Source organism: Pseudoxanthomonas sp. LjRoot204_2, from assembly GCF_056175765.1.
In genome coordinates this window covers 1-11,139 of sequence record NZ_JBGFFG010000066.1, presented here as the reverse complement: position 1 = coordinate 11,139, position 11,139 = coordinate 1, and the positions used below count along the sequence as shown (strand labels likewise).

Genomic DNA, 11,139 nt, shown 5'->3' with positions numbered 1-11,139 from the left:
GCGCAGCAGCCCACGGCTGACCAGTGCCCTGCTGTCGCTGCCGCTGGTCTACTGGGCGGACCAGCAGTGGGAGCTGGACGGGCAGAAGTAAGCCGTCGCCGCGCCCCCGCGGCACACGATCACGAGGCCGGCGGAACCCTGGGTTCCCCGGCCTTTCTGCTTTCTGCGCGACGTCACAGGTACCACGGCCAGAGCGACGCGCCCCACAGCAGTCCCAGCCGCGACTGCTGCATCACGTGCGAAACCCGAGACGCCATGCGTGGCGAGCGTGCCGCGGGATCGTGGGTCACCGGCATCCGTCGCGCTGCATCGGGTGGCACGCCGTGGGCGTCCAGCACCTGCCATCGCCCGGCGGCATTGAAGGTATGGCACCCATCGTGGTCCGGTGCCCAGGTCGGGTCCAGTTGCGAACTCCTGCGCTCGCGGTAGCGTTCGGGATCGAGTTCGATGACTTCGTTGAACACCACCGCCGCGCCATACACCGGTGCACAGCACTGGGCGGGACGCCAAAGGCGCCCGCCGTGGTGGAACAACCGGCCTGCCGGACGCGCGCTGCGCACGTCCGCGACGAGCGGGTTGGCCGGATGCGGGCGGTAGGGTCCCTCGAGCGCGTCGGCGACGAACAGGAACAGTTCGTCGGACGGATTGCCGCCACTCTCGGATACGTTGCCGAACAGGTACCAGTGCCCGTCATGGTGGTGCAGCGTCGGGTCCACGCAGGCGCAGCCTTCGAGCAGATCGCAAACGCGGGTCCAGCCGCGCGGAAAGTCGGTCGTGCGGTACAGGCTGACGCGATCGGCCTCGTAGGATTCCACCGTCATGTACCACGCCCCTTCCCAGCGGAACACCTGCGGATAGGAAAGGTGGAAGGGCTCGTCCAGCACGGTGCCTAGATTGATCGCCGTACCGTCGTCCAGGATCTGCAGGCATGCGATCACGCCCTGGTTGCGCGCATCGACGAACTCCTCGACGAACAGCAGGCAACGTGCGTCGTCGTCGACCAGGAAAGGATCCGCCCAGTAGTCCTTGCCCGGCGCCACCAGCGCACGCGAGGCGCCGATGCGCGGTGCCTCCGGCAGTACCGGGTCTGCGGCATCCGGCATCAGCACGTACCAGGGTTGGTGCGTGGCGCGGCGCCGTGCGCCGGACTGCAGGAGCAGGCGCAGCGCGATCCACGCGGCATGCACGCACATGCCCATGTTCCAGCGGATCGGCGCCGGCCCCACCTGCAGACGCGCCATCGACGCGGTGCCGCCCGTGTCGGGCAGGTCGCGGATCGCGCGCAGCAGCAGCGCGGGCAGCTTCAGGAACGCCATGTCGCGATGCTGGCTGAAGGACACGGCGCGCGTCGCGCCCCAGCTGCCGGCCAGCACCTCGGGCGCGGCGGCTCCGTCCCGGCACAGCTCCAGCGTGATCGGCGTGGCATCGTGCCCTTCCAGGATCGGCGACAGCAGGGCCGCACCCGCACGCACAGGATCACGCAGGTCGCCGTCGAGCAGCCAGCAGCCGTGCGTGGCCACGCTGGCGAAGGCACGGCCCCATGCGACCGGCGCCATGCAGATGACCAGGTCCGGGGCCAGCGCGGACAGGCGGTCGCGGATCGCGGCGGAATCGCGCAGGACGGAGGTGTCTCCCGTCGCAGGGCCATGCAGGTCCGCGGGCAGCGTCCCCGTGGTCAGCGGGCCTTCCATCGGACGTCCGCGCAGGCGCAGGAACAGTCGGAGCAGCGTGCGCTCCAGCCAGAGGAACGGGAACAGGCCGAGCGGCAGCCGGCGCGGCGACGGCTCCGCGTGCGCTTCCGCGTACACGGCGAGCAACTCCATGTCGTCACGGTCGCGCGACAGTTCGAACGCGCAGGTCAGCCAGCGCGGCACGCGTGCGGGCCCGACGAACACGACGCGCAGGGGCCGCGCGCGGCGGCGGGCGTACAGCGAGGTACGCAAGCGCGCCGTCATGCCGCCACCGCCCAGTCGCGCACCTGCGCGAGCACGTCGTCGCGGTGCGACGGCGACAGGATCAGGTGGTCGATCTCCGGCCTGAACGCAACGCGCAGGTGCGGGTGGTGGCGATGACGGCCGAACGTGGCGTCGAGTTGCCGGGGATGGAGCAGGTAATACGAAACACCGCCGGTATAGAGCGCGAAGATGCGGACGCCGCGCTCGAGCAGTTGATCCAGTTCGTCCAGGAATTGCGGGTGCGCAGGCCAGTCGCGGTAATCGAGCAGGCCCGGCGCATCCTCCGGACGGGACCGGAAGAAGCGCGCCAGCATGCCGAACCAGCGCGTCGGCGCGCGCGACAGCACCAGTCCCATCTGGCCCACCCGGAACCACGCGTTCTGCACGGCCAGGCCATCGAGCAGCCACAGGCCGTCCACGCGCGGATCCTTCACCGCCGTGCGCCAGCCGAGGTCGGCCGCACTGCAGATGCCACCGACGATGAAGCGATCATTGCCGGTGGCGGCCTGCGCGGCATCCATCGCCTCCCGCACGACCTCCGTCTTGCCGGGATGCGAGCCCGCGGGGGCATCGCCCACCATCGGCAGGTCGAAGCGCAGCACGTCGTACCCTTCGGCCGCCAGCGTGCGCGCCAGCCGGACGTGCAGACGGAACGGACCCATCCGGTGGATCAGGCCGGCGTTGAACAGGACGAACGTGCGTCCACGGCGCGTCCCCTGCGCACGGGTCAGCAGGCCGAACGCCTTGCCGCCATCCAGCGGAATCACATCATCCATGCGCGTGCCGCTCCGGTTGCCACTGCGTGGCCTGGTCGAGGACCTCCTGCAGCCCGCCCAGGGGAATGAGGCCATCGAGATCGATTTCGCTGGTCCATCGCTGCAAGGCGTCGGGCAGCACGAAGCGCGCATCCGCGCGGACCGGGCCTTCGCCCACCGGCGTGTCGAACAGCGCCACCGGCACGCCCGGATCGCCGTCGAGACGCAGCGCCCGCATCTGCGCGGGAAAACCTGAAGGCAGGCGATAGCCCATCAGATCGTCGGGCGTCGCGGGTGCGGCCGAGCGTGCACGCGGGTAGCGCGACCGCGAGTTGCGTTCGCTCGCATCGCGCCTGCGCAAGGTCTCGACATGGCGCGCGCCGTCGACGACGGGTTGCCAGAGCCAGAGCGCCGACGCGCCGAGCGACGCCGCTTCCCGCCATGCGAACATGGCCGACGCGCGCACGGCCATGAGGTACAGCGGCACGCCGGGCGCGATGCTGCGCGCGGCGGCGGCGGCCAGTGCCAGGTCGCGCGACGCGCCTTCGGGATCGAACGCGGACTCCTCGCCTTCCGAATCGCCGGTACCGAAATAGTCGAAGCGCAGGCACGCCATGCCGCGGTCCGCGATCATTCCGGCCAGTTGCGAGAAGAAACGGTAGCTGCGCATGTGTTCATGCAGCAGCGGCGGGCACATCAGCACGACGGCGTCCGCGCGCGCCTGCCGCGGAAGGTGGCGGATGCAGAACAGTCGCCGGTCGTCCACGCCGAAGAATCCCGGCGTCATCGTGGTGTCGCTCATCGCCGGCATGCGCAGCGCCCCGTCCGGCGCACGCAACCTGCGGACACTTCCGTCCGCGCTGATCCGTTCAACACCACGTTCCTCCCCAGTATCGGCGCCTGCCGGGCGGCCATCGCCACGCCGCGTCCCCGCCGCCACGCTAGCGGACACGGGACCGACTCCCACGCCGCCACCAGTTCGCCATCCGGCGGAACATACCGACAGGCGGCGCCTCGGCCGCGCCGTCGATACGATCGCCTGCCGACGATGGCAGCTGTTCCGCCGCCTGCGCAAGGGTCTGCGTGGCCAGCTCCAGGATCCGCAGGCGCACGCCGGTGTCGCGCGCGACCCGGTTGGCCATCTGCACGGCGAGCATCGAATGCCCGCCTACCTCGAAGAAATTGTCGCCCGCCTCGACCGGCACGCCCAGCATGTCGCTCCAGACCTGCGCCAGGTACGCCTGGCGCGGGTCGTCGAAGTACGCGGGCCCGGCGGTGCCGTGGTCCGGGGCCGATGCCGAAGGTACTGGCAAGCGGCTTCGATCCAGCTTGCCGTTCGGCAGCAGCGGCACCGCCGGCAGCCTGACGATGTGCTGCGGCACCATGTAGCGCGGCAGCGCATCGCGCAATGCGGCCAGCAGACGCTGCTCGTCGGCCTCGCCGTCGGTGTCCATCACCACATACGCCACCAGGCGCACATCGCCCGGCGTGTCCTCGCGCACGATCGCCACGGCGCGCTGCACGCCCGCCTGCCGTGCCAGCACGTGTTCGATCTCGCCCAGTTCGATGCGATGGCCACGCACCTTCACCTGGAAGTCCAGCCGGCCTTGGTGCTCGAGCACGCCGTCGGTGCGCCAGCGCCCGCGGTCACCGGTGCGGTAGAGGCGCGCGCCCGAGGCGGTGCCGCCCGAGACCAGATGATCGGGGATGAAGCGGTCGGCGGTGAGTTCGGGGCGGTCCAGGTAACCTTGGGTGACGCCGGCGCCACCGATGTGGATCTCGCCCGACACGCCCGGCGGACACAGCGCACCGCGCGCATCGAGGACCCACACTGTGGTATTGGCGATGGGACGCCCGATGTGGATGTCGGGGCTGCGCCCGTCTTCGCCCGGCAGGATGCGTGTGCAGGTCGACCAGACGGTGGTCTCGGTCGGGCCATACATGTTCCACAAGTCCACGCCGCAGCCCAGCAGGTCCACTGCCAGGTCCGGCGGCAACGGCTCGCCGCCGCACAATGCCTTGAACGGCCCGTCCGCCTTCCAGCCCACGTCGCGCAACATGCGCCAGGTCGAGGGCGTGGCCTGCATCACCGTCGCCTTCGCGGTGCGCAGCAGTCGGGCCAACGCATCGCCATCGATGGCCTGCTCGCGGCTGGCGACGACCACATGGCCCCCCACCGCCAAGGGCAGGAACAGCTCGAGCACGGCGATGTCGAACGAGGTCGTCGTCACCGCGACCAGCCTGTCGTTCGCGGACAGGCCGGGTTCGCGCGCCATGCTGGCGAGGAAGTTCACCACCGCACCGTGCGGCACGCAGACGCCCTTCGGCTTGCCGGTGGAACCCGAGGTGTAGATGACGTACGCCGTCGCGTCCTGTCCGCCGAGGGTGGCGTCGTGGACGGCCGGCACGCGCGGAGCGGCGGCGATCGCGTGCGCATCGGCGTCCAGCCGCAGCAGACGCTCCATGGGCAGGTCGAGCGGCGCCGCGAGATCACCTTCGCTCACCACCAGGCGAAGGCCTGCGTCGTCGACCATGAAGCGCAGTCGGTCCGGCGGGTAGGCCGGATCGAGCGGCACGTAGGCAGCGCCGGTCCGCCATACCGCCAGCATCGCCGCCACCAGATCCGCGTGGCGGTCGAGGCAGATGCCGACCCGGTCGCCGGCCTGTACGCCGCGACGCACGAGCTCGTCGCCGATGCGGGCACTGCGTTCATGCAGGGCGCGATAGGCCACCTCGTTGCCGTCGCAGGACACGGCGACCGCGTCGGGCGCCAGCACGGCCTGCGCGTGCAGCAGCGCATGTGCCGTGCGTTCGGCAGGCACGGCCACGGCGGTCGAGTTCCACTGGCCCAGCTTGGCGGCATCGTCGGCGCCGACGATCGGCAGCGACCCGATGGTCGACTCGGGCTGGCGGGCGATCGCGTCCAGCAGGGTGCCGAAGCGGTAGCCGATCGCGCGCGCGCCTTCCGGCGTCAGGATGTCCGCGTTGTAGCCCAGTGCCCCCGACAGGCCGGTCGGATGCTCGAGGAACCAGATGCCCAGGTCGTGCGCCATGCCCTTCTGGAACATCAGCAGGTGTTCATGGCGCAGTTCGCCCCACTGCAGGTTGCGCGCACGCACATCCTGGAACGAGAACAGCGCCTGGTAGATCGGCGAGCGGCTGGGATCGCGCGCGACCTTCAGTGCCTGCATCAGGTGTTCGAACGGGACGTCGGGATGGTCGAGCGCTTCCACCAAGCCGGCCTTGACCTCTTCCACCAACGCCAGGAACGGCATCGCCGGATCCAGCCGCCTGCGCAACGGCAGCACGTTGACGAAGAAGCCCATCACCTTTTCCAGCGCATCGCTGGGACGGTTGCGGAACGGCATGCCGACGACCAGGTCGTCCTGTCCGCTCAGGCGGTGCAGCAGCACGTAGTACGCGGCCAGCAGGGTCATGAACAAGGTCGCGCCGACGCGCCCGCCTACCTGCCRCAGGGCATCCGTGGTGGCACTGTCCACGTGCACCCAGTCGGTACCGCCGATGCCGCTGGCGCGCGCCGGCCGCGGCTTGTCTTCCGGCAGGTGCAGCGGTTCGCCGCTGCCCGCGAGGTGCGTGGTCCAGTACGTCACCTGCCGCTGCAGCGCGTCGCCTTCCAGTTGCTGGCGATGCCAGGCGGCGAAGTCACCGTAACTCGTCTCCAGCTCCGGCAGCGGCGAGGYCTGGCCCTGGGCGAAGGCCGCGTACAGCACCGACATCTCCGCGTAGAAAATGTCGAACGACCACCCGTCCCAGATCACGTGGTGGGTCATGAAGTAGAGCACGTGGTCGTCTTCGGCCAGCGTGTACAGCGCCACGCGGAACAACGGGCCCTGGTCCAGCACGAAGGGTTGCGCGGTGCGGGCCTCCAGGTCGGCCATCAGCGTGRCCATGCGCTCCGGTTCCGGCAGGTGGGTCAGGTCGATGGCGGGCAACAGCGGGACATCGAGCGCATCGTCGATGACCTGCACGGCCGTCTCGCCCTGCGACACCAGGCGCGTCCGCAGCGAGGCCTGGCGCCGCACCATTTCGCGGAATGCGCGGTCCAGCGCCTGCAGGTCCATCGGGCCATGCAACCGGTGCGCCGACGGCGTGTTGTAGGTGACCGTTCCCGGCTCGATCTGCTCCAGCACCCACAGGCGCTGTTGCATCAGCGTCATCGGCGCGGTGCTCTGGTCGGCGAGCTTCGGCACGATCAGCGCGGCGGACGCGGCGTCCTGCGGCAGCCCGCCCATGCGTGCACGGAGCGCCTCGGACAGACCGCGCGCCGTCGGCGTGTCGAACAGCTGTCGCAGCGGCACGGGCAGCCCCAGCGCGCGACCCAGGCGCGTGCACAGTTGCGCGGCCAGCAACGAATGACCTCCCGCCTCGAAGAAGCCGTCGTCCATGCCCAGGCCCGGACGCCCGAGGACGTCCTCCATCGCTTTCACCACCTGCGCCTGCAGCGCATCGGCCGGGGCGGTCGCCGGCGACGAGCGCGTCGCGGCGGCCGCATCCACGGTCGACGCCTCCGGCGCAGGCAGCGCCTTGCGATCCACCTTCCCGTTGGGCAACAGCGGGATCGCCGGCAGTCGCAGGATGTGCTGCGGCACCATGTAGTCGGGCAGGTGCTGCTTCAGGTGGTGCACCAGCGCGGCGTCATCGACGCCCGGCGAGGATGCGGGAACGACATACGCCACCAGCCGCACATCACCGGGCCGGTCCTCGCGCGCCATCACGACCGCGCGCGCGAGTGCCGGATGCGTCAGCAACTGGCTTTCGATTTCGCCCAGCTCGATGCGGTACCCCCGCACCTTCACCTGGAAGTCGAGACGTCCCAGGTGTTCGAGCTCACCGTCCGGACGCCAGCGGCCGCGGTCGCCGGTGCGGTACAACGTCGGCGATGCGATGCCGGTACCGAAGCCGGCGGCCGTGGTGGCGAACGCATCCGGCAGGAAACGGTCCGCCGTCAGCTCGGGCCGGCCGAGATAGCCCAGCGTCACGCCTTCGCCACCGATGCAGATCTCGCCCGGCACGCCCCGCGGACAGGGCTGGCCGTTGTCGTCGAGGATCCAGACCTGCGTGTTGGCAATGGGACGGCCGATATGGATGTCGGGCATGCCCGGCTGCGCCGGTGCCATCACGCGCGTGGCCGTCGACCACACCGTCGTCTCGGTGGGGCCATAGAGATTCCACAGCTCGCCGCAGCGCGGCAGCAGTGCCTGCGCCAGGTCCGGCGGCAGCGGTTCGCCGCCGCACATCGCCTTGAAGCCCGCACGCCCTTCCCACCCCGCTTCGAGCAGCAGGCGCCAGCTGGCCGGCGTGGCCTGCATGGCGGTGGCGTCGGTCGCGGCCAGCAGCGCGGACAGCGCAAGGCCGTCGATCACCGTGTCCTTGCCGGCCAGGATGATCTCGGCGCCCACGCTCAGCGGCAGCATCAGCTCGAGGACGGCGATGTCGAAGGACAGCGTGGTCACCGCGACCAGGCGATCCTCGGCCGACAGACCGGGCTGGACCTGCATGGCGGTGACGAAATTGGACACCGCGCGGTGCGGTACCTGCACGCCCTTCGGGCGGCCGGTAGAGCCCGAGGTGTAGATGACGTAGGCCGGCCCTTCCGGATCCGCGGCGCCGCCATCGCGTCCCAGTCGCGCGGCCGGCAATGTGGCGAGTTCGGTCGCCAGCGAGTCGAGCGCCAGCACCGGACGCCCGCGAAGATCGAAGCGGGCCGCGTGGTGCGACTGGGTGACCAGCGCCGCCAGGCCTGCATCGCCGGCCATGTACGCGAGCCGGTCGGCGGGAAACTGCGGGTCCAGCGGCACGTAGCCGGCGCCGGCCTTGAGGATGCCCAGCAGGGCCGCCAGCATGTCGGCGCCACGGTCCAGCGCCAGGCCGACCAGTGCGCCCTTCTGCACGCCATGCCGGCGGAGCAGGTGCGCAATGCGGTTGGCGCGCACCTCCACCTGGCGGTACGTCAGCGCGCCATCGTCCGCGCGCACCGCGTTGCGATCCGGCGCGCGGTCGCACTGCCGTTCGAAGAATTCGTGCATGCGGCACTGGCGATCGAACGCCACGGGCGCCGGCTGCAAGGCCACCAGTTCCGCCAGCATGGCCGCGTCGACCAGCGGCAAGCGTGCGATCCGTTCGCCCGGTGCCTCGCACGCCGCCCGCAGCAGCGTCTCGAAGGCCGACAACCATCGGCGCACCGTGGCCKCSTGGAACAGGTCGGTGTTGTACTGCGTTTCCAGCCGCAAGGTGCCGTCGACCTGCACGGCGTTGATCGACAGCTCGAAGTTCTCGTAGTGGCGGGGATTGGTGGTGAAGTCCAGCGCCAGGCCCGGGAAGCCGCTTTTCTCCTGGTCCAGCGCCTGGTCGATGTTGAACATCACGCTGACCAGCGGCAGGCGTGCGGGGTCGCGCGCGATGCGCAGCTTCTTCAGCAGCGTGCCGAAGGTGTAGCGCTGGTGCTCGATGGCATCCAGCAGCGTGGTCTGCGCGGCATCGACGACCTGGGTGAAGCTGTCGCTGGACTGCAGGTCGAACTTCAAGGGCAGCAGGTTGACGCAGTGCCCGACGAGATGGTCATGGCCATCCACCGACTGTCCCGCCGCCGGAATACCCACCACCACCTGCTCCTGCCCCGCGATGCGCGACAGCAGCGCGGCGAAACCGCCCAGCAGGGTCGCGAACAGGCTGGCACCGCGTCGTGCACCGAGCCGGCGCACGGCGGCCACCAGGTCGGCGTCGAGCACGTGGTCCTCGCGCAGCGACGCGAAGCTGCGGCGCGCGGGGCGCGGCCGGTCGGTGGGCAGGTCCAGCACGGGCGACAGGCCTGCGAACTGCGACAGCCAGTAGGCCTCGTCGTCGCGGTATTGCGGCCCCATCGGATGCCGCGCTTCCGCCAGCGCATAGTCGGCATAGTGCTCGGCCTCCGGCAGCGCGCCTTCGCCCTGCCCGTAAGCGGCTCCCAGTTCGCGCACGATCACCCACCACGACCAACCATCGCAGACCAGGTGGTGCGCATGCATCAGCAGCACGTGGTCCTGCGCGGACAGCCGCACCAGTTCGGCGCGGAACAGGCGGCCCTGCGCCAGGGCGAACGTGGTTTCGACGCCCGTGCGGCGACGCTCTGCAAGTTGCTGTTCGCGCTCGGCCGCAGGCAGCGGAGAAAGATCCGTCAACGGCAGCAGCAGCGGCGCGGGCTCCAGCACGCAGAAGGTCTCGCCGTCCGGACCGAAGCTGGCACGCAGCGCGTCGTGACGCGCAACGACGGCCTGCAGCGCACGCTGCAGGCGCGCAGCGTCCAGGGCACCGCGCAATCGCAGCGATACCGATTCGTTGTAGGCGAGGGACGCGTCTTCACCGAGCTGCGACGCCAGCCACAGCTCGCGCTGCGGCTCCGTGGTCGGCACCACGCGCGCCAGCGCGCCACCGGCGAACGGGTCGTAGTCGACGGCGATGGTCGCGTCCTGGCGTTGCACCCTCGCCTCCCTCACGCAGTCACCCGGAGATACTGGCCGGGAGCATCGGGATTGGGCACGTACCACGCCGGGCGGCCGTCGGGGTCGCGTCCCAGCCGGGCGCCGGGCGCAACCGGATCAGCCGCGTCCATGACCGTGCGCGAGGTGGCCGCGTGGCGCGGCAGCAGTTCGGCTTCCTGCAGCTCAAGCACTGCTTCCTTCCACGCCTGCGTGATGGCCTGGAAGTCGGCCTCGCTGTGGGCGGTGGTGAAGAAGCACGGGAAATTGTCGAGGATGTGGATGCCACGGCTGCGCATCATCGCGAACAGCAGGTCCTGCAACGGATGCTCTTCGTCGAAGTGCGTGCGCCACAGCGATGCGAAGTGCTTGATGCGCACCGGCGCGCCGACGCCCTCCGAGAACGCATTCAGTTCCGCCGCCATCGCCGCGGTGCGCTCGTTGAGGCGCTGCTGCAGGGCCGCGCCGTGTTCCTTCATGTGCAGCAGCGACGCCTTCGCCGCCGCGAGCGTGAGCGGATGGCGCACGAAGGTGCCGGCGAAGTAGGTCACGCCGGCCGGCGGCGTGGAGTCGTCGCCGTACTGCCAGTAGCCACCATCCAGCGCATCCATGTACTCGCGCTTGCCGGCCATGACACCGATCGGATAACCGCCACCGACCACCTTGCCGTACGTGCACAGGTCGGCCTTGATGCCGAACAGCACCTGCGCACCGCCGGGATGCGAGCGGAAACCGGTGATCACTTCGTCGAAGATCAATACCGCGCCGGCCTCTGCCGTGATCTTGCGGACGTCCTTGAGGAACTCGACCGGCTGGAAGTCGGGACGGCGGCTCTGCACCGGCTCCACCAGCACGGCCGCCAGCTCGTGCGCGCGCTCGCGGATGATCTGCAGGGTTTCCGGCGTCCCGTAATCGAGCACCAGCGCTACACCTTCGGCACGCTGCTGAAGAAGC

5 protein-coding genes are annotated in these 11,139 nt (G+C 70.2%); all 5 read right to left on the bottom strand.

Going from position 1 to position 11,139, the window contains the following annotated elements; genetic code table 11:
- Positions 1-173: 173 nt before the first annotated feature.
- Positions 174-1,955, bottom strand: a complete 1,782-nt coding sequence (locus tag AC04L7_RS05035; protein ID WP_435999397.1) for a glucosamine inositolphosphorylceramide transferase family protein — start codon at positions 1,953-1,955, stop codon at positions 174-176.
- Positions 1,952-2,731: an alpha/beta fold hydrolase gene (locus AC04L7_RS05030; RefSeq protein WP_296282575.1), complete on the bottom strand. Its 780-nt coding sequence runs from the start codon at positions 2,729-2,731 to the stop codon at positions 1,952-1,954. The genes AC04L7_RS05035 and AC04L7_RS05030 overlap by 4 nt, the downstream gene beginning before the upstream one ends.
- Entirely contained in the window at positions 2,724-3,512 is a 789-nt protein-coding gene (locus AC04L7_RS05025) for an alpha/beta hydrolase family protein (RefSeq protein WP_435999400.1), read from the bottom strand. Before AC04L7_RS05025 ends, AC04L7_RS05030 begins: the two co-directional genes overlap by 8 nt.
- 139 nt (positions 3,513-3,651) lie before the next feature.
- A complete protein-coding gene (locus AC04L7_RS05020) occupies positions 3,652-10,188 on the bottom strand; it encodes an amino acid adenylation domain-containing protein (RefSeq protein WP_475512624.1) in 6,537 nt (2,178 codons plus the stop codon).
- A gap of 11 nt (positions 10,189-10,199) precedes the next feature.
- On the bottom strand, positions 10,200-11,139 hold a 940-nt coding region (locus tag AC04L7_RS05015), incomplete at its 5' end, for an aminotransferase class III-fold pyridoxal phosphate-dependent enzyme (protein WP_475512623.1).